Raw genomic sequence first — 18700 nt, 5'->3', positions numbered from 1 at the left:
ACGCAAAGCCCACTGAGTCACCCGTGCGGACGCAAGACCCGGCGAGTCAGCCATGCGGACGGGGCCGCCGCGCGAGGCGGAAGACGCTCGCGCGGTGGCCCCGTGCCGTTGCGGCCCCGGGGGAGACGGGCCGCAACGGGGCTCAAGGCGTCCCCGGACGACATCCGGAGCCGACTCAGGCGACGTCGCGCCGCCTGAACCCGCTCAGCCCCGCCGCGATCAGCGCGGCGGCGAGCAGCACCAGCACCAGCAACGGGGTCGCCCGGAAGTCCGCCGACGGCAGATCGGGAACATGGGTGAACGGCGACAGGTTCATGACCATCTGATCGAGCTTGAGCACCTCGCCGAACTGGCCGATGACCAGGACGACGGCCAGTACCGCCCAGGCGACGGCCGTGTAGCGCGGCAGCAGCCCGAAGAGCAGGGCGCACAGGCCGATCAGCGTCCACACGGCGGGCACTTGGGCCAGTGCGGCGCCCAGTACCCGGGGCACCTCGCCGGCGACGTCACCGCTGTTGATGCCGTGCGCCAGACCGGCCGCGAGCCCCGCCGAGGTGAGCATGACGACCGAGCCGAGCGCGGCGACGGTGAGGTGACTGCCCGCCCAGCTCAGCCGGTTGACGGGCGTGCTGAGCACGGGGTCGATGCGGTGGGCGGACTCCTCGCCGGACAGCCGCAGCGCCGACTGGACGGCGTAGGCGCCGACGACGACGGCGATGAGGGAGGTGATGGTGGCGAGGAAGACGTCCACGATGCTGCCGCTGCCGCCGAGGTCGCGCAGCAGCTCGTCGATGTTCGGATTGTCCTCGGCGACGTCGACCATGCCGTCCGCGACCCCGCCGAACGCGGCGCCGACGACCAGGAAGGCGAGCGCCCAGCCCAGCATGGAGCCGCGCTGCAGCCGCCAGGCGAGGGCGAAGGGGGAGCGCAGGGCGGGGGCCGCCTCGGTGGGCCCGAGCGAGGGGGGCAGCACACCGGCGCCGACGTCGCGCCTGCCGATGAGCACGCCGACCGCGGCCAGGAGCACGGCGGCGGCGAGGACGAACAGCAGGGCCACCGCCCAGTCCTCGTCGGTGTACGGGCGCATCATCTGGGCCCAGCCGATGGGGGAGACCCAGGTCAGCCACGACAGGCCGCCGTCGGAGGCGCTGGCCGCGTCACCCGTGGCGCGCAGCAGGTAGGCGAGGCCGAGGACGGTGGCCGCGATGCCGTTGGCGGAGCGCGCGTGGTCGGTGAGCTGGGCGGCGATCCCCGCCACCAGGGCGAAGAAGATGCCGACGCCGGCGCAGCCGAACGCGAAGGCCCAGGAGCCCGTGGCGGGCAGGTCGGTGTTCTGCAGGCCGAGCCCGAGGAGCAGGGCGATGACCAGGTTCATGCCGGTGACCAGCAGCAGCGAGCTGGCGAGCCAGGCCTTGCGGCCGAGGACCGCCGAGCCGGCCAGCTCCGCGCGACCGCTCTCCTCCTCGGCGCGGGTGTGCCGCACCACCATGAAGATGCTCATCAGGCCGATGATCGTGGCCATGAACGCGACCAGCTGGTAGGCGTTGACGCCGCCGGTCGTGGTCAGGTCGAAGGCGCGACCGCCGAGGGCGAGCATCGCCGGGTTGGTCTCGACCGTCTCGGCGAGCTTCTCCCGCTCCTCGGCCGTGCCGTACAGGTCGTTGTTGCTCTGGGCGGATGCCGTGGTGAACAGCACGATGCCGAGGATCCAGGCGGTGGCGCGGATCCGGTCGAGCCGGAGGGCGAGCCGCAGCAGCGTCCCGGTGCCTGCGTAGTCCCTCACCGCGCGGCCTCCGCCCGGTCGTCGGCGTCTTCGGCGCCTTCCTTGTCCTGCGCGGTGGTGTAGTGGCGCATGAACAGGTCCTCGAGCGTGGGCGGCCGGCTGACGAGGCCCCGCAGGCCCAGGGTCGTCAGATGCTGTACGGCGGTGTTGAGGTGGCCGGCGTCCACGTCGAAGGTGACGGTGTGGCCGTCCTCGCGTCCGATCCGCACGTCGTGCACCCCGGGCAGGTGCGAGAGGTCGCGGACGGGCTCGGTCAGTTCGGCGCGGATCGAGGTGCGGGTGAGGTGGCGCAGTTCGGTGAGGGTGCCGGATTCCACCGTACGGCCGCCGCGGATGATGCTGACGCGGTCGCACAGCCGCTCGACCTCGGACAGGATGTGGCTGGACAGCAGCACGGTCCGGCCCCGGTCGCGCTCCTCGTCGATGCAGTCCTGGAAGACGGACTCCATCAAGGGGTCCAGGCCCGAGGTGGGTTCGTCGAGGATGAGCAGGTCGACGTCGGAGGCGAGGGCGGCCACCAGGGCGACCTTCTGCCGGTTGCCCTTGGAGTAGGCGCGGCCCTTCTTCTTGGGGTCCAGCTCGAACCGCTCGATGAGGTCGTCCCGGCGCTTCTTGCTCGCGCCGCCGCGCAGCCGTCCGAGCAGGTCGATGACCTCGCCGCCGGAGAGGGTCGGCCAGAGGGTGACGTCACCGGGCACGTAGGCGAGCCGCTTGTGCAGCTCCACGGCGTCCGTCCACGGATCGCCGCCGAGTAAGGACAGCCGGCCGCTGTCGGACCGCATGAGCCCCAGCAGGATGCGGATGGTCGTCGTCTTGCCGGAGCCGTTCGGGCCGAGGAACCCGTGCACCTCCCCGGCCTCCACGCTCAGGTCCAGCCCGTCGAGGGCCCGGACGGGGCCGAACGTCTTGACCAGTGAGGAGATTGAGATGGGTGGCGTCATGATTTTAAGGCTACTTGAACATTTTGAAATTTGCGAGAACTGGAAGAAAGTTGAATGGCCGGTTAGGGTGGGCGGCAGGAGGTGCAGCACACGTGTCCACAGGCAGAGCACAAGCAGCGAGCGATGCGTCCACGGGGCCCGAGGGGGCGGCCGGAGGCGAGAGCAGGGCCGTGGAGCGGCTCGCGAGCCGGTTCGCCGAGACGGGCCTGCCCCGTATGTCCGCACGCGTCTTCGCCGCTGTCCTGGTCTCCCCGGGCGGCGCGCTCACGGCGGCTGAGATCGGCCAGTTTCTTTCCATCAGCTCCGGCACCGTCTCCACCGCCCTGCAGAGCCTGGTCCGGATCGGCCTCATCAGCCGGGAGAACCAGCCCGGCTCCCGCCGTGACCTCTACCGGGTCCGGGAGGACCCCTGGCCCGACGTCTTCGCCATCCGCAGCCTGTGGCTGCGGGAGTTCGCGAAGGGGGCCATGGAGGACATGGAACTGCTCGACGAGTCCAACAGCGGCGGCCGCGCCCGTCTGATGGACATGCGGGACTTCGGGCTCTTCGTCATGCCCAAGCTGGAGCAGATCGTCGTCGACTGGCGCGAGCACCGGGCCTCCGGTGCCGCCGACGTCCCGCCCGACGACGCCGGAGGCGCCCCCGCCTGACCGGCCCGTTCGGGGAGAGGCGACTCGCAGGCGCGCGCACTCTGTGCCACGGTGAACACGGCACCGCTCAGGCTCATGAGGCGCCGTAGCGCCGGAGGACGTCCATGAACGACATCGCCGGGTCCGAGGGTGTCCCGAGAGGCTGGCGCCCGTGCCTGCTCGCCGGAGCGGTGTTCGCGGTCTGCATGGCCGGCACCACGCTCCCCACCCCCCTGTACGGCCTGTATCAGGAGAAGTTCGGCTTCTCCGAGCTCACCGTCACGGTCGTCTACGCCGTGTACGCCTTCGGAGTCATCGGCGTGCTGCTCCTCGCGGGCAACGCCTCGGACGCCGTGGGCAGACGCCCGGTGCTGTGGTGGGGCCTCGCTTTCGCGGCCGCCAGTGCCGTCTGCTTCCTGTGCGCCACCGCCCTCGGCTGGCTCTACGCCGGACGGCTGCTGTCGGGCCTGTCCGCGGGCCTGTTCACCGGGGCGGCCTCGGCCTACGTCCTGGAACTGGCACCGCCCGGCGCCTCCCGCGCCACCTTCGTGGCGACCGCCGCGAACATGGGCGGCCTGGGCTGCGGCCCGCTGCTCGCCGGAGTGCTCGCCGAGTACGCCGAATGGCCGCTGTACCTGCCGTTCGTCGTCCATCTCGCCCTGGTGGCCTGCTCGGCCGTGGTCCTCCTGCGGCTTCCCGAGACGGTACGGGAGCGTCGGCCGCTGACCGCCGTCCGGCCGCAGAAGCCCGGACTGCCCCCACGGGTACGGGCCGTGTTCGGGCCGGCGGCGGCCGCCTCCTTCGTGGGCTTCGCCCTGTTCGGCGTGTTCACCTCGGTCAGCCCGTCCTTCCTCGCCCACTCCCTGGACGTGCACAACCACGCCCTGAGCGGCCTGGTCGTCGCACTCGCCTTCTTCGCCTCCACGGGGGGCCAACTGGCCGTCGGCCGGGTCGGTGTGGCCCGGTCACTGCCACTGGGCTGCGCCGCGCTCCTCGCCGGCCTGGCGTTGCTGGCGGGCGCGCTGCACTGGGATCTGCTGTCGCTGGTGGTGCTGAGCGCGCTCGTCGGCGGCGCCGGGCAGGGCCTGTCGTTCCGGGGCGCGCTGTCCGCGGTGACCCGGGTGTCCGCGGAGGACAAGCGCGCGGCCGTGATCTCGGCCCTGTTCGTCGTCGCCTACACGGGCATCTCGGTACCGGTCATCGGCGTGGGCCTGCTGGTGGGGCCGATCGGTCTGGAGGGCGCCGGGCTGGTGTTCATCGCGTGCATGGCGCTGCTGGTGTCGACGGCCGGCGTCTACCTGCTGCGTCGGCCCGTCCCGGAGACCGCGGCCGAAGGCGTGCGCTAGCGTCCGCCCTCGGCCGCGGGCCAGGTCTTCCACACCAGCTCCAGCCGTGCGTAGGCGTCGTCGAACCAGGAGTCGACCAGCGGCACCGTCACCGTGACCGAGGTCAGGGACCCTGAGGTGTCCTTGACGGTGACGCGTGCCCGCTCCTCCTCGACGTCGCGCTCGACGAACAGGGCGGGCCCGCGTGCGAACTCCCGCCACGCGACGTCCTGCCCGGCGTCGAGCGCGTCGAGCGCCTCCTGCCACTCCCGCAGGTCCTCAGGGAAGACCCACAGGTCGAGACTGCCCTTCACGAACCGTGTGTCGACCACCAGGACACCGGTCAGGACACCGCCCGGGACGCCCCCTGCGGAGTCCGTCCCGGTGATGCGCAGGACGACGCTGTTCCCGTCGCCCTCCAGCCGTACCAGGTCGACCGGCCCGTCCGTCATGGGTGCTCACCCCGTTTCGCTCACCTGGCCGAAGACTAGCCCGGGGCCAGGTGGTGACGGTGTCAGGGGACCGGAGGCATGTCGCTCGGGCGGGAGTCCAGGCCCGTGCGGTGCTTGACCCAGGAGCCGCGGGTGAAGTCGGGGACCGCCACCGGACGGCCGCCCGCCGCGAGGGACTTGACGCTCAGCGGGATCGGGGAGCACCAGACCGCGCCGTCGTAGACGTCCATGTCGGGGACCAGACCGGCGCGCATCTGCTGGACGGTGCGCCACTGCAGGACGTAGTCCATGCCGCCGTGGCCGCCGTTGTTGGCCGCGTCGTCGCCGATCTTCAGCCACAGCCAGTGGTCGAACTCCTTGCGGTAGGCGTCGAACGCCCGCCAGGTGTGGCCGCTGTGGTCGGGCTCGAGGTAGATCCGGCCACCGCCCGTGGAGGTGACGCCCGCGTAGTCCTCGAAGATGCCGCGGCTGCCCGCGAGTGAGTTGATACGGCTGTACGGCCGCGGTGAGCTCACCTCGTGCTCGGCGCGGATCACCCGGCCCTCGGCGGTGTCGATCAGGCAGGTGACGAGGTCACCGTTGATGTACGTCTCCTTCCAGCTCGGGTGGGACTTGGGGATGAACCGCTCGCGGTAGTCGGCCAGGCCCCGGGGCTCGGTGGCCGTGGCCCGCAGTGCCGTCATGCGGTCGCCGCGGTTGATGTCCATCGCCGCCGCGATCGGGGCCAGGCCGTGCATGGCGTAGAAGGAGGCGGTGCTGCGGGTGTGCCACAGCCTGCGCCAGGAGTCGGTGTAGTAGGTGTCCGAGAACAGCAGGGCTCGCAGGTCGTGCAGATAGCCGCCGTGGCCGTTGGTCACGTCGCCGAACAGGCCGTCGTGGGCCATCTTCAGCATCGCCAGCTCGTTGCGGCCGTAGGAGCAGTTCTCGGAGAGGATCAGATGGCGCCGGGTGCGCTCGCTGGTGTCGACGAGGTCCCACAGTTCGTGCAGCTCGGTGGCGATGGGCAGTTCGACCAGCGCGTGCTTGCCGGCGAGCAGGGCGGCGCGGCCCTGCTCGTAGTGGAACTCCCAGGGCGTCGCGATGTACACGAGGTCGATGTCGTCGCGGCGCAGCATGCGGGCGTAGGCGTCGGCCGAGCCACCGTACTCGGCCGGGCGGGGGCGGCCCTCGGCGACGAGCCGATCGGCGGTGCGTCTGGCGCGGTCGGCGCGGATGTCGCACACGGCCGTCACCGTGCAGCCCGGGACCGCGGCCCAGCCCGAGGACATCCCGTGGCCCCGGTTGCCGAGCCCGATCAGGCCGACGCGGACCGTCGGACACACCTCGAACGGCACGTCGATCATCGATTTCTGTCCCGGGCGCCGCGACGGGGCCACCTCGGCGGTCGGGGTCGTGGGGGCGGCGGAGGCCTGGGTGCCGAGTCCGGCGACGACGGCTCCGGAGGCCAGGGCCCCGCCCATGAGGGTACGGCGTGAGACAGCAGGGATTTCAGGCATGGCGCGGATCGCTCCCTTATGCGTGGCGGCCGGCTGCTCTTGCTGCCGCATGACTTTGTCCACGCGAGCGCCCTGTGTCAATAGATGCTCGAAAACTAGCTGTTGCGAGCAGAATCGAGCATGCGGCTGTCAAGTGGCCGAACTTCGCCGGTCCTTGAGGGCAGCACGAAAGCCCCGCTCGCCGGTCGGTGTCGATGACCGGCGAACGGGGCCTTCGCGCGGGCGAGTTCGGCCCGTCGTGCGGTGGGTCAGCGGGCGAGTACGTCCCTGATCCGGCCGTGCACCACGTCCCGGGCCTCGGCGGGAAGTGCGCCGAGGTCCGTGTTCTCCAGGGCGTGCAGGACCGTGTCGACATCGGTGTCGCAGGCCGTGGTCGCGGTGAGGAACTCGTAGCCGTCGCGGACGGCGACGCGCAGGCGCCTGGTGCCGTCGGGCTCCGCGTGCACCGCGGTGGCCACGACGAACGGCGGCGGGCCGCCCGGGTCGCCCTCCTGCTTCAGATAGCCGCTGACCAGCGGGGTACGCCAGGTGATGCCGAGCAGGACGGGGCGCTTCGCCAGCAGTTCGGTCAGATCGGTCTCGTAGACGCCCGTCGTGTCCAGGACCGTGGCGCGGGTGTCCAGGACCAGCGCGGCGGGGAGCAGGCAGCGCAGCGTGCTGCCCACGATGTTGCCGCCGACCGTGGCGGCGCGGCGCACGGCGCCGGTGCCTATGCCGCCGGCCGCCCGGCGCAGCACCTCCGGCACCCGGTCGTCGATCCGCTGGAGCACGACGGCCGAGCCCAGCGTCTCGGGCCCGAGGGCGTTCGCTTCCGGCAGGTTGCGCAGGGACATGGCCCGGTCGGGGAAGCCGTCGCGCTGGAAGGACGCCCACACGAGCGTCGCCCCGCCGATCGGCAACGCCCCCTCGGCGGTGTGCTGTTGGACCTCGGACACGGACGTGGGCAGATGCAACAACACGGAGCGGCCTGCTTTCGCGCGATGGGTCTCTATCAAACGCGTATCGCATTCTCCCCACCGGGCAGGGGGCGCATGCAGGGTTCACGGGGTCACTCCACGCACCCCCGATGCTGGACTGTTCGTACAGCACCTGGACATGTAGTCTAGAAGTGAGCCGACGGACAGGAGTGGGTGATGGCAGGCGAACCGGGCCTGGAGGCGGAGCGGGACGCGATCATCTCGGCGTTGACACCGGTCGTGAACGGGCTGGTGGCGACCTTCGGGCCGCTGTGCGAGGCGGTGCTGCACGACTACCGCCGACCCGAGAGATCCGTGGTCGCGGTCGCCGGTTCGGTGACCGGACGGGCCGTCGGCGGGGCGATGAGCGAGATCGGCATGCGCATCGTCGCCCGCGGCGCGGACGCGGACGACGACCTGAACTACGTCACGCGCACCCCGACCGGGAAGCTGGTCAAGGCGTCCACCATGGTGCTGCGGGACTCCACCGGCGAGGTCTTCGGCGCCCTGTGCGTCAACCTGGACGTCACCGCCGTCAACGAGGCCCACGCCCTGCTCGGCGCCCTCGCCGGCATCGGCCGCGACAGCACCGAGGCACCGGTCACCACCTTCGGCAACGACATCGACTCCGTCGTCGACGCCATCCTCGACGCCCACCAGCTCCGCCAGAACCGCGGCTGGGCGGAGCTGGACCGCGCCCAGCGCCTGGAACTCTTCCGCGGCCTGGACGGGCGGGGCGTGTTCGCCGTGCGGCGCGCGGTGGAGCAGGTCGCCGCCCGGCTCGGCATCTCCCGCGCCTCCGCCTACCACTACCTCGCCCAGGCACGCGCCGCGACCGGCCCGGCTTCCGACCCCGATGGAGGACCCGCGTGACCAGTACCCCGCCCATCACCCCCGACGATGTCCGTGACGCGGCCGCACGCCTCAAGGGCGTCGCCCACCGCACGCCGGTGCTGCGCTCGCGCACCCTCGACGGCCTCGTCGGCGCCGAAGTCTTCCTCAAGTGCGAGAACTTCCAGCGCGTGGGCGCCTTCAAGTTCCGCGGCGCCTACAACGCCGCCTCGCGGCTGACGCCGGACCAACTCACCCGGGGCATCGCCACCTACTCCTCCGGCAACCACGCCCAGGCCGTCGCCCTCGCCGCCCGGGAACTCGGCACCACCGCCGTCATCGTCATGCCCGAGGACGCCCCGCCCTCCAAGCGGCGGGCGACCGAGGCCTACGGCGCCGAGATCGTCACCTACGACCGCTACACCGGTGACCGCGTCGCCCTCGCCGAGGCCCTGGCCGCCGAACGGGGCCTCACCGTCATCCCGCCCTACGAACACCCCCACGTCATGGCCGGGCAGGGCACGGCCGCGCTGGAACTCCTGGAGGAGACCGGCCCGTTGGACGCGCTGGTGACCCCGGTCGGCGGCGGCGGGCTCATCGCCGGCAGCGGCACCATCGCCAAGGAGCTGTACCCGCGGCTGCGGTTGATCGGCGTCGAACCCGAGGCGGGGGACGACACCAAGCGGTCCCTGGAGGCCGGCCGGCGCATCGAGATCCCGGTGCCGAAGACCATCGCCGACGGCCAGGCCCTGCACACACCCGGCGAACTCACCTTCTCCGTCAACCAGCGGCTCGTCGACGCCATCGCGCTGGTCGGCGACGACGAGATCCGGGACGCGATGCGCTTCGCCTTCGAGCGGCTGAAGATCGTCGTCGAACCGAGCGGCGCCACCCCGCTGGCGGCTCTCCTCTCCGGCCGCCTGGGCGCGCTGCCGGCCCGGGTCGGAGTCATCGTCTCCGGAGGCAACGTCGACGCCGAGCGGTTCGCCCGGCTGTGCGGGGACGCCGGCTGACATCCGGGCCGCGCGACGGCGGCCACCCGCATGGCGGTGCCGACCGGTCGGGCGGACGATGGAGGGGTGGGGTCCGGCCCCCGCCGGGGCCGCTCGGCAGCGGTCGGGAGACGGAGACCGGCCCCGGCCGTACCGACACGGCCGGAAGGAGATCCGTGATGATCGAAGTGAAGACGCTCGACAAGCCGGACGAGCGGCGCGATTTCCCCAGAGGACACCTCGAGGCCGTCCACCTGACCGGACTCGACTTCGCCGTGGGCACGTTCGAGCCCGGCTGGCGCTGGTCCGAGTCCGTGGCCCCCATCGCGGGGACCGAGAGCTGCGAGGTCCACCACAACGGCTATGTCGTCCAGGGCCGGCTGCACGTCACGATGGACGACGGCGGCGAGGCCGAGGTCGGACCGGGCGATGTCTTCGTGGTCCCGCCGGGACACGACGCCTGGGTCGTGGGCGACGAGCAGGTCGTCGTCTACGACTTCGCGGGCACCATGGCCACGGAGTACGCCAAGGCCAAGGAGTAGTGACAAGGGCGAGGCTCAGACGGTGACGACGATCTTCGCGCGAGCGTGCTCCACCTCCAGGTGACGAATGGCCTCGGCCGCCTCACTGAGGGGATACGTCCGCTCGATGACCGGCGCGATCCGCCCGGCCTCGGCCAGTTCCTTGAGGGTCGCGAGGTTCTCCCTGCTCCGGCGGGCGGGGAGTTCGACCAGCCGCTGCCGGGTGAAGGGCGCCGCCAGCCGCCGCTTCAGGAACAGTCCCATCGGGCCCAGGACGCTGCCGCCCTCATAGACCCCGCCGCCGGACAGCACCAGGGTGCCGGTCGGGGTGAGGGCGCGCCGGAACGCCCGCAGCGAGTGGTTGCCGACCAGGTCCAGCACCACGTCGTAGCGCCGGTTCGCGCGGGTGAAGTCCTCGCGTGCGTAGTCGATGACATGGTCCGCGCCGAGCGAGCGGGCCATGTCCGCGTTGCGCTCGCTGCACACCGCGGTCACCTCCGCGCCGTACGCCTTGCCGAGCTGCACGGCGAAGGTGCCGACTCCGCCGGAGGCGCCGTTGACCAGGAGTGTCTGCCCCTCCCGCATCCCGCCCACGTCCCGGACGCCGATCAGGGCCGTGTTCCCCGCCAGGGGTATCGCGGCGGCCTGCTCGAAGGTGAGGTTGGACGGCTTGGGTCCCACCGCGTCGCCCGGCGCGCACACGTACTCCGCGAAGGCGCCGTCGGCCTCGCCGAACACCTCGTCGCCGGGCCCGAGATCGGTGATCCCGCTGCCCACCGCCTCCACCCGGCCGGCGAAGTCCCGGCCCCTGACCCGTGCCTTGGGTCCGCGCAGCCCCATCACCGCGCGCGCCACCTTCGGGTCGCCGTGCATGAAATGCCAGTCGTAGGCGTTGACCGACGCGGCGTGCACCCGCACCAGCACCTCGCCGGGGCCCGGTTCCGGCCGCTCGATGTCCCGGAACTCCAGCACGTCCGCCGGGCCGTACCGGTCCTGCACCACTGCCTTCATGCCCTCCCCCTTCACCGCTTTCGAGACTAGGGATTCCGGCCGGTCCGGGGCATCAGGGGCGGACCCTGATTCTTCTCGGGGCACGACCCTGCCTTGCCCGGGGAAACCGATCGGTTTACAGTGGCGTCCGAGAGGAGGAAACCGATCGGTTTCCTCCGTCGAGCGAGTGGAGAGCCCCATGACCACCATCGAAGGTTCCGTCGCCCTGGTCACCGGCGGCAGTCGCGGGATCGGCCGGGCACTGGTCGCCGCGCTGTACGAGCGCGGCGCCAAGAAGGTGTACGCCACCGCCCGCGACCCGCGGACCGTCACCCACCCCGAGGCCGTGCCGCTGGCCCTGGAAGTCGGCGACCCGGCGTCCGTCGCGGCCGCCGCGGAGCAGGCCCAGGACGTCACCCTGCTGATCAACAACGCGGGCGTCAGCGTGAACGCCGACTTCCTGGCGTCCCCCGTCGAGGACGTCCGCCGCGACTTCGAGACGAACTTCTACGGACCGCTGCTGGTCACCCGCGCCTTCGTCCCCGTCATCGAGCGCAACGGCGGCGGTCACCTCCTCAACGTCCACTCCGTGCTGTCCTGGATCGGGCTCGCCGGTTCCTACAGCGCGTCCAAGGCCGCCCTGTGGTCGCAGACCAACTCCCTGCGCCTGGCCCTGAAGCCGCGCGGCATCGAGGTCACCGGCCTGCACGTCGGCTACGTCGACACCGACATGGCGGCCCACGTCGACCAGCCCAAGTCCACCCCGGAGAGCGTCGCCGCCCAGGCTCTCGACGGCATCGAGGCCGGCGCCTACGAGGTGCTGGCCGACGACATCTCCCGGCAGGTCAAGGCAGGCCTGTCCGCGGATCTCGTGGCGCTCTACCCGCAGCTCGCGGCCTGAGAGCCCGTGCCGCGGGCCCCGCTCACACCGGCAGCAGGCGGGACACGAGGTCGCTGAGCTGGCGGGCGTTGCGGCACTCGTGCATCTCCACCAGCTCGGCGTACTCCGGCGCGGCGGAGTCGCCCGTGCCCCAGCTCGTGGTCTGCTCCGGGTTCAACCAGTAGACGCGGCGGGCCCGTTCGGTGATCCGGCGGACGGCCGCGAGGTTCGGGTCGCTCATGTTGGTGCGCGCGTCGCCGAGCACGAAGACCGTGGTGCGCGGGCCGACCGCGTCGCCGTACCGCTCGGCGAACTCGCCCAGCGCCACGCCGTAGTCGCTGCTGCCGTGCCAGCCGGTGAGCGTGGCCTCGGCCCGGATGCGGGTGCCGAGGCCCTCCGGGTCGGCCGCGCCGTGCACGAGCAGACCGGTCACCTCGTCGATGCGGTTGACGAAGGCGAAGACCCGCACCTTGCTGAACTGGTCGTGCAGCGCCTGCACCAGCAGCATCGTGAAGTCCGAGAAGCCGGACACCGAGCCCGACACATCGCACAGCAGCACCAGTTCGGGCCGCACCGGCCGCCGCCTGCGCAGCACCGGCTTCATCGGTACCCCGCCCGTCGACAGCGAACCGCGCAGGGTTCGCCGCAGATCGATCGAGCCGCGCGCGGCCCGGCGCCGACGGGCCGCCAGACGGGTGGCGAGCTTGCGGGCGAGCGGCTGAACGGCCCTGCGCAGCTCGGCCAGTTGGGCCTTGCCCGCGAAGAGGAAGTCCACCCGGTCGGCGCTCGGCGCCACCGCCCGCCGGGCGATCTCGTCCCGGCCGCGCCGCTCCGCCACCCGGCGCCGCGCCTCCGCGGTCACCAGGGCCCGGAACGCCTCGATGCGCCGCCGGATCTCGTCCTCCAGCAGCCGGTCGGCGAACCCCGTACCCCCGCCCTGCGCCCGCACGTCGTCGCGGACCCGGGCGAGCAGCGTCTGCGGGCGCAGCCGGTCCAGGGTCTGGTACGACGACCAGCCGTCCGACCCCGGGGAGGAGCCGTAGCCGCCGAAGCCGTCGACCGCCTCCACCGCCAACCGGCCCAGCAGCGCCCGGTCGTTCGCCGCCAGCGCCTGCGCCAGCCGGTCGCGCAGCTCCTCCCGCCCCGCCGCCTCCTGCTCCGGCCCGCCGACGCCCCGCGGGAAGTACAGGTCGAAGACCGGGTCGAACACGGGCCTTTGAGCCGTACCGTGCAGCAAGGTCGCCGCCAGGCCCTCGCGCAGCCGCTCCCGGTCCGTCAGGCCGAGCGCCGCGACGGCCTGCCCCGCGTCCACGGTCTCGCCGGTGCCGATCCGGATGCCGTGCGCGCGCAGGGCGGCCACCAGCGACGTCAGCCGCTCGGCGACCCCCGCGGGGGTGGTCACAGGGCGTCCAGGTCGAGCTTGGCGGTGGCCTTCAGCACATCCTCCTGGTGCTTGAGGAGGACGCCGAGAGTGTCCCGTACGACGGTCTCGTCCAGGGTGTCGGCGCCGAGCGCGAGCAGGGTCCGCGCCCAGTCGATGGTCTCGGCGACCGACGGCAGTTTCCGCAGGTCCATGGCGCGCAGCGCGCCCACCACCCGTACCACCGAGCGGGCCAGCGCCTCGTCCAGCTCGGGCACCTTCAGCCGGACGATCCGGCGCTCCAATTCCTCTTCGGGGAAGCCGATGTGGAGGAACAGGCAGCGGCGGCGCAGCGCCTCGGACAGTTCGCGGCTGGCGTTGGACGTGAGGACGACGAAGGGGCGGCGGGTGGCCGTCACGGTGCCCAGTTCGGGGACCGTGACCTGGAAGTCGCTGAGTACCTCCAGCAGCAGGCCCTCCACCTCGACGTCCGCCTTGTCCGTCTCGTCGATCAGCAGCACCTTCGGGTCGTCGCCGCGGATCGCCGTGAGCAGTGGACGCGGGAGCAGGAACTCCTCGCTGAAGATGTCCGTGCGCGCCTCGTCCCAGGACTCGTCGCGGCCCGCGCTGATCCGCAGCAACTGCTTGGCGTGGTTCCACTCGTACAGTGCGCGGGACTCGTCCACGCCCTCGTAGCACTGGAGCCGGACGAGCCGGGCCCCGGCGACCTGGGCGACGGCCTTGGCGAGCTCCGTCTTGCCGACTCCGGCGGGGCCCTCGACCAGCAGGGGCTTGCCGAGGCGGTCGGCGAGGAAGACGGTCGTGGCGACCGCGGGCGAGGCGAGGTAGCCGGTCTCGGCCAGTCGCGCGGCGACGTCGTCGACGGAAGTGAACAACGGGGCCTCCAGGTCGGATACTGCGACCTATCTAAGCGCTTGTTCACCGCTTGTGTCACGCGGTAAGCCGTCTCAATACCGACCGGATACCGATCGGTTTCCGTGGTGCCCGGCTGCACGGTAATCTCGCCGTATGGCCCCAGACAAGGCGTCCACCAAGGACCGGCTCCTCGACGCGGCCGCCGAGCTCTTCTACCGCGACGGCGTGTCCATCGGCGTCGAGGCGCTGTGCCGGTCCGCCGGTGTCTCCAAGCGCTCGATGTACCAGCTCTTCGGGAGCAAGGACGAGGTCCTGGCGGCGAGCCTGGAGCGGCGGGTCCCGGAGTACGAGGCCCGGCTGGTGCCGCCGCCCGAGGACGCCGCGACGCCCCGCGAGCGGATCCTCGGCCTCTTCGAGCGGCTGGAGCAGGGCTCCGGCGAGCCGGACTACCGCGGCTGCCCCTTCCTGGCCGCGCTGGTCGAACTGAAGGACCCCGAGCACCCGGCGAGCGCGGTGGCCCGCACGGTGAAAGAGCGGCTCCAGTCCGCCTTCCGCACCGAGGCCGAACAGGGCGGTGCCCGAGACCCCGAACTGCTCGCCCGCCAACTGATGCTGATCTTCGACGGCGCGAGCGCCCGCGCGGGCGCCGGTCTCGAAACTCTCCAGGGGCTGACGAAACCCACGGTCACGGCACTGCTGGACGCCTCGGGCATGCGCTGAGCAGGGCGCCCGCCATGGGTGGCTGCGGCGGGCGCCGTCGGCCGGCCGCCATTGCGACCGCCTCCGCGGGTGGCGGCGGTGAGGGCCGCCGCTGTCTGCCCTGCGGCGGAGCGTTTTGGCCGCCGTGACCGATGCCCCCCGGAGGCCGCCGCAGGCACTGTCACCCGCCGGCCGCCGCCGCACCCGCCTGCCGCAGCAGCTGCCGTCCGTCGGCTCCCGCGATCGCTGCCCTGTGCCGATCGCCGCGCCGGCCGACGCTCGCGGGTTGCCGTGGCGATTGTCCCTGGCGGGTCGCTGTCTCGGCCGATGCTTGGGGGTTGCCGTGGCGGCTGTCCCCGGACGGTCGCTGTCTCGGCCGCCGACGTTGCGGGGCGCCGTAGCGACTGCCCCCGCAGCCACCGTCGTCCGTCGTCGTCGCTGCAAGCGCCCCGCCCCCCATCCGTCACCCCACCGCCACCGCCCCCACCGCCGGTGTCCGGAGCACTCGGCGGGCCGTGGCCAGGCTGGTGCCCAGGGTGGTGGTGGCTGCTACGGCGATCACCGCCGCGGCGATGCCGTAGAACTCGGTGGGCAGGAGCCGGTCGGAGCGGACCAGGGTGAAGGGGACGATGCCTGCCAGTGCCGCCAGCGTCCCGAAAACCACTCCGGTCAACGTGAGGATCAGTCCCTCGGCGCCGACCATCCCCAGCACCTGACCGGGCGTGGCCCCCGCCAGCCGCTGCTGGCCGAACTCCCGGACCCGGTACGTGGTCGCCGCGTACAGCGAGTTGACCAGCATCACGCAGACGAAGACCACGATGATGCCGACGACCGTGTAGTTCAGCGTCTCCAGATTCTTCGCGTCGACCGACTTCACCGCGCCCGAGGCCGCGAGGGCGTCGCTCTCCACGGCCTGCACGGTGACCGTGGCCGTGGACACCGCCGTGAAGAGGATCAGCGACATCAGCGTCCCGGCCAGGTCGGCCACCCGCCGACGCAGATTGCGCACCGCCAGCCAGCCGCTCGCGCCCCGCGGTGCCAGCCGGTCCAGCACGGCCCCGAGCAGCCGGGGCGCCCGCAGCGCGAACCCCACCGACAGCAGGATCGCCCCGTACACGGCCGGCGCCATCAGCGCCTCGTCCGTCGCCGAGAAGGCGAACGTGGCGCTCGCCGACAGGGCACCGGCCACGAGTGCCGCGTACCCGAAGAGCGTCCGCGCCCTGCCCGGCCGCCGGGACCCGCCCGTGGCCCGCCGTACGGCGAGGAACGCGGCGCCCGCCGACGCCAGCAGCGTGATGCCGATGCCGGTCGTGAGCGCGACCGGGCCGAGGACGTGGTCGACGGAACCGGCCACCTGGCCACTGTCCCGGAAGACGTCCAGCAGCGCCCGTCCGCCGAGCAGCGCCGCCCCGATCGCCGGCACCGCGCCCACGAGCGCCACCGCCACCGCCTCACCCACCACCATTCGCCGGAGCTGCCCCGGCGTCGCCCCCGAGCAGCGCAGCAGTTCCAGCTCCGCCGCCCGCTGGCGGACGTTGACCGTCAGCGTCGAGGCCACGGCGAAGAACACCAGCAGGCTGCCGTAGCCGCCGACGACACTCGCCGCCGTGGTCAGGGTCCCCGCGCTCGTCGAGTCGACGCCGTCCCGCGCGGCGGTGTCGTGCAGGGAGTTGAACGTCATGATGATCGCCGCGCCCAGGAAAGCGGCGAGCAGCGTCGCCAGGAACCGTCCGGGCCGCTGCCGGATCGACCGCATCGCCAGCAGGAACATCGCTCACGCCTCCGTCGCCACGGCGTCGCCCAGGTGCGCGAGGCGCTCGGCCACCGCGTCCGGGGTCGGCGCGTCCATCCGGCCGGCGAGCCGCCCGTCCGCCAGGAACACCACCGAGTCGGCGTAGGAGGCGGCGACGGGGTCGTGCGTCACCATCACCACCGTCCGCCCGTGCCCCCGCACCGCGTGCCGGAGCAGGGTGAGAACGTCCCGGGCGCTGCGCGTGTCCAGGGCGCCGGTCGGCTCGTCCGCGAAGATCACCCGGGGTTCGGTGACCAGCGCCCGCGCGATCGCGACGCGCTGCCGCTGGCCGCCGGAGAGCTGGTCGGGACGGTGGCCGAGCCGGTCGCCGAGACCGACCGAGGCCAGCACCTCCCGGACCCGCCGCTGGTCCACCCGCCGCCCGGCGAGCTTGAGCGGCAGCACCGTGTTCTGCGCGACGGTCAGCGTCTCCAGCAGGTTGTACTGCTGGAACACGAACCCGATCCGGCCGCGCCGGAACTTCGTCAGTGCCGTCTCGTCGCCGCCCGTCAGCTCGGTGCCGTCCACCCGCACGATGCCGCTGTCGGGCCGGTCGAGCCCCGCTGCGCAGTGCAGCAACGTGGTCTTGCCGGAGCCGGACGGACCCATCACCGCGGTGAAGGTGCCGCTCCCGAGCCCCAGGGAGACCTCCCGCAGGGCGGTCACCGCGCTGTCGTCGGTGCCGTAGGTCCTGGTGACCTTCACCAGCCGCAGCGCCTCCGCGGCGGGTCCCTCGTCGTGCCCGGACGTGCCCGTGCGAACCATCGTCATCACTCCCCGGTCGGGGCACTCCCTGTGCCCCGACCACGAAGCTACGGAGACCGCGGGCGCGGCACATGGGGTGCAGAACCCGTATCTGGGGGTGTACTCAGGGACACCCCGGACCGTCTCCAGGGCACCGGCCTGCTGCGGTGACACACCGGTGACAACCGTCACGGGACCGGTGCGGCGCGCCGACTACCCGGCCGTCGCCCGCGGCGGTACAGGTACCTCATGACGGTCGACGGGGGACGCCGCCACTCGTGGTGGCAGGGACTGCGTGAGTCGGTCGAGGGGGCGGACACCGATCTGCGTCCCGAGGGACTGATGCACATCGTGCCGGCCGGACTTGGCCCGGCCTACGTGAAGTTCGGGGACCTGTACCCCGAACAGCAATTGCAGCTGCAGCTGTTGTACGGCGCCTCGCAGCGCGCCTTCGAGCGCACCACGCGCGTCGCGGCGCGCGTCACCGTGCAGCGCGTGCTCCACAACGCGCTGAGCGATCCACGCCTCGAGGACGCCAAGCCGAACGACCATCTGGCCCAGTACCTCGACGAGGAGGTTGCCGACCTGCGCGGACGGCTCGCGCAGGACAGCGCGACCGCCGTCAGCCGCGGCCTCAACGTCGGCCTGACGCTCGGTTCCGCCGCCAGCCTGGTGCTGCTCGCCGTACCGCTGCTGTGGGGTGTCGCACTGCTCGGGGCGCTGGATGTGACGCTCAACTGCACCGACCGTTGGCATCTGCTGGGCGCGTTCGTGTGCGGCGGGGTCGGGGCGCTCGGCGCGGTGCTGAGCGTGCTGGTCCGGCTGCGGGGCAACGCCGAGCAGTTGACGAAGCGTCAGAACAGTGCCGGGGAGGGCCTGGTCGTGCCCGGCCAGATGGCCCGCAGCATGCGCCACGAGGGCGTGTACCGGGTGGTCGTCGGCTGGATCCTCGCCCTCGCGGTGTACTTCCTGCTCGGGGGCGGTCTCGTGCCCGTCTTCGAGGTTCCGGCCACGGCGGCCGACATCTGCCCGTCTGCCGCGGCCCCCGGCTCTCCCACGAAGGGCACGGACTTCTGGGGCTTCTGGTGCGCGATAGGTTTCGTCGCCGGCTTCAACGAGCGGTGGGCATTCGGCATCCTGGGCCGCGAGTCGACCCGCAAGCCGAAGAGCGCCTGAGCCCGGCGGGCGGGGCCCGAGCGTCGAGTGGACGAGCGGCGGCGGCCCACCGGCGGCCCACCGGCCCACCGGCCCACCGGCCCACCGGCCCACCGGCCCACCGGCCCACCGGCCCACCGGCCCACCGGTCGCGGCGCCCGCGGACAGCAGCAGGCCCCCGGGCCTGCCCACCGCCGACCCCGCTCCCCTCCCTCCGCGAGGGGCGGACCTCCTCTCCCGGCTTCGCCGACAAGATCACCGGCTGCCGGACCCCTCCG

The 18700-nt window shown here is 72.4% G+C and carries 18 protein-coding genes; 8 read left to right on the top strand and 10 right to left on the bottom strand.

Annotated elements, in window-relative coordinates:
* Nucleotides 1-175 precede the first annotated feature (175 nt).
* Entirely contained in the window at nt 176-1783 is a 1608-nt protein-coding gene (locus M8H82_RS21855) for an ABC transporter permease (protein WP_250076554.1), read from the bottom strand.
* Nucleotides 1780-2724 carry an ABC transporter ATP-binding protein gene (locus M8H82_RS21850; protein ID WP_250076553.1) on the bottom strand — a complete coding sequence of 315 codons (945 nt, stop codon included), beginning with the start codon at nt 2722-2724 and terminating at the stop codon, nt 1780-1782. Before M8H82_RS21850 ends, M8H82_RS21855 begins: the two co-directional genes overlap by 4 nt.
* A gap of 92 nt (nt 2725-2816) precedes the next feature.
* On the opposite strand from M8H82_RS21850, the gene M8H82_RS21845 reads away from it, so the two are divergent.
* Complete coding sequence (locus tag M8H82_RS21845) at nt 2817-3374, top strand: MarR family transcriptional regulator (RefSeq protein ID WP_250076552.1); 558 nt, start codon at nt 2817-2819, stop codon at nt 3372-3374.
* A gap of 104 nt (nt 3375-3478) precedes the next feature.
* Nucleotides 3479-4699, top strand: a complete 1221-nt coding sequence (locus M8H82_RS21840) for an MFS transporter (protein ID WP_250076551.1) — start codon at nt 3479-3481, stop codon at nt 4697-4699.
* Here the strand turns inward: M8H82_RS21840 and M8H82_RS21835 are convergent.
* The 3 genes from M8H82_RS21835 to M8H82_RS21825 form a co-directional block, all read right to left on the bottom strand.
* On the bottom strand, nt 4696-5130 hold the full coding sequence (locus M8H82_RS21835) for a DUF5959 family protein (RefSeq protein WP_250076550.1): 435 nt from the start codon (nt 5128-5130) through the stop codon (nt 4696-4698). The two genes, M8H82_RS21840 and M8H82_RS21835, sit on opposite strands and share 4 nt — an antisense overlap.
* A 62-nt stretch (nt 5131-5192) precedes the next feature.
* Nucleotides 5193-6626 carry a Gfo/Idh/MocA family protein gene (locus M8H82_RS21830; protein ID WP_250076549.1) on the bottom strand — a complete coding sequence of 478 codons (1434 nt, stop codon included), beginning with the start codon at nt 6624-6626 and terminating at the stop codon, nt 5193-5195.
* Between the two features lie 248 nt (nt 6627-6874).
* Nucleotides 6875-7585 carry an FAD binding domain-containing protein gene (locus M8H82_RS21825; RefSeq protein ID WP_250076548.1) on the bottom strand — a complete coding sequence of 237 codons (711 nt, stop codon included), beginning with the start codon at nt 7583-7585 and terminating at the stop codon, nt 6875-6877.
* Nucleotides 7586-7759: 174 nt separating this feature from the next.
* Here M8H82_RS21825 and M8H82_RS21820 point away from each other — a divergent pair, with 174 nt between their 5' ends.
* From M8H82_RS21820 to M8H82_RS21810, 3 genes are all read left to right on the top strand, one after another.
* Nucleotides 7760-8455 (top strand): transcriptional regulator, encoded by a 696-nt coding sequence (locus tag M8H82_RS21820; protein ID WP_250076547.1) that lies wholly within the window; start codon nt 7760-7762, stop codon nt 8453-8455.
* Nucleotides 8452-9426, top strand: coding sequence for a pyridoxal-phosphate dependent enzyme (locus M8H82_RS21815; protein ID WP_250076545.1), 975 nt, complete (start codon nt 8452-8454; stop codon nt 9424-9426). The genes M8H82_RS21820 and M8H82_RS21815 overlap by 4 nt, the downstream gene beginning before the upstream one ends.
* Before the next feature lie 158 nt (nt 9427-9584).
* On the top strand, nt 9585-9947 hold the full coding sequence (locus M8H82_RS21810; protein ID WP_250076540.1) for a cupin domain-containing protein: 363 nt from the start codon (nt 9585-9587) through the stop codon (nt 9945-9947).
* A gap of 15 nt (nt 9948-9962) precedes the next feature.
* On the opposite strand, the gene M8H82_RS21805 is transcribed toward M8H82_RS21810, so the two are convergent.
* A complete protein-coding gene (locus M8H82_RS21805; protein WP_250076539.1) occupies nt 9963-10937 on the bottom strand; it encodes an NAD(P)-dependent alcohol dehydrogenase in 975 nt (324 codons plus the stop codon).
* A 178-nt stretch (nt 10938-11115) separates the two neighbouring features.
* Here M8H82_RS21805 and M8H82_RS21800 point away from each other — a divergent pair, with 178 nt between their 5' ends.
* Nucleotides 11116-11817: an SDR family oxidoreductase gene (locus M8H82_RS21800; protein WP_250076538.1), complete on the top strand. Its 702-nt coding sequence runs from the start codon at nt 11116-11118 to the stop codon at nt 11815-11817.
* A 22-nt stretch (nt 11818-11839) separates the two neighbouring features.
* On the opposite strand, the gene M8H82_RS21795 is transcribed toward M8H82_RS21800, so the two are convergent.
* Together M8H82_RS21795 and M8H82_RS21790 are read right to left on the bottom strand one after the other, a co-directional pair.
* A complete protein-coding gene (locus M8H82_RS21795; RefSeq protein WP_250076536.1) occupies nt 11840-13198 on the bottom strand; it encodes a VWA domain-containing protein in 1359 nt (452 codons plus the stop codon).
* Complete coding sequence (locus M8H82_RS21790; RefSeq protein ID WP_250076534.1) at nt 13195-14052, bottom strand: MoxR family ATPase; 858 nt, start codon at nt 14050-14052, stop codon at nt 13195-13197. The genes M8H82_RS21795 and M8H82_RS21790 overlap by 4 nt, the downstream gene beginning before the upstream one ends.
* A gap of 133 nt (nt 14053-14185) precedes the next feature.
* On the opposite strand from M8H82_RS21790, the gene M8H82_RS21785 reads away from it, so the two are divergent.
* A complete protein-coding gene (locus tag M8H82_RS21785) occupies nt 14186-14752 on the top strand; it encodes a TetR/AcrR family transcriptional regulator (RefSeq protein ID WP_250076532.1) in 567 nt (188 codons plus the stop codon).
* 442 nt (nt 14753-15194) lie between these two features.
* Here the strand turns inward: M8H82_RS21785 and M8H82_RS21780 are convergent, their stop codons facing one another.
* Together M8H82_RS21780 and M8H82_RS21775 are read right to left on the bottom strand one after the other, a co-directional pair.
* Nucleotides 15195-16502 carry an ABC transporter permease gene (locus tag M8H82_RS21780; protein ID WP_250076529.1) on the bottom strand — a complete coding sequence of 436 codons (1308 nt, stop codon included), beginning with the start codon at nt 16500-16502 and terminating at the stop codon, nt 15195-15197.
* 3 nt (nt 16503-16505) lie between these two features.
* Complete coding sequence (locus M8H82_RS21775; RefSeq protein WP_374211683.1) at nt 16506-17294, bottom strand: ABC transporter ATP-binding protein; 789 nt, start codon at nt 17292-17294, stop codon at nt 16506-16508.
* A gap of 222 nt (nt 17295-17516) precedes the next feature.
* On the opposite strand from M8H82_RS21775, the gene M8H82_RS21770 reads away from it, so the two are divergent.
* Entirely contained in the window at nt 17517-18443 is a 927-nt protein-coding gene (locus M8H82_RS21770) for a hypothetical protein (RefSeq protein WP_250076528.1), read from the top strand.
* Nucleotides 18444-18700 lie beyond the last annotated feature (257 nt).

This window comes from Streptomyces sp. YS415 (genome assembly GCF_023544665.1).
Classification (GTDB): Bacteria; Actinomycetota; Actinomycetes; order Streptomycetales; family Streptomycetaceae; genus Streptomyces.
This window is presented reverse-complemented; position numbering and strand designations above follow the sequence as displayed.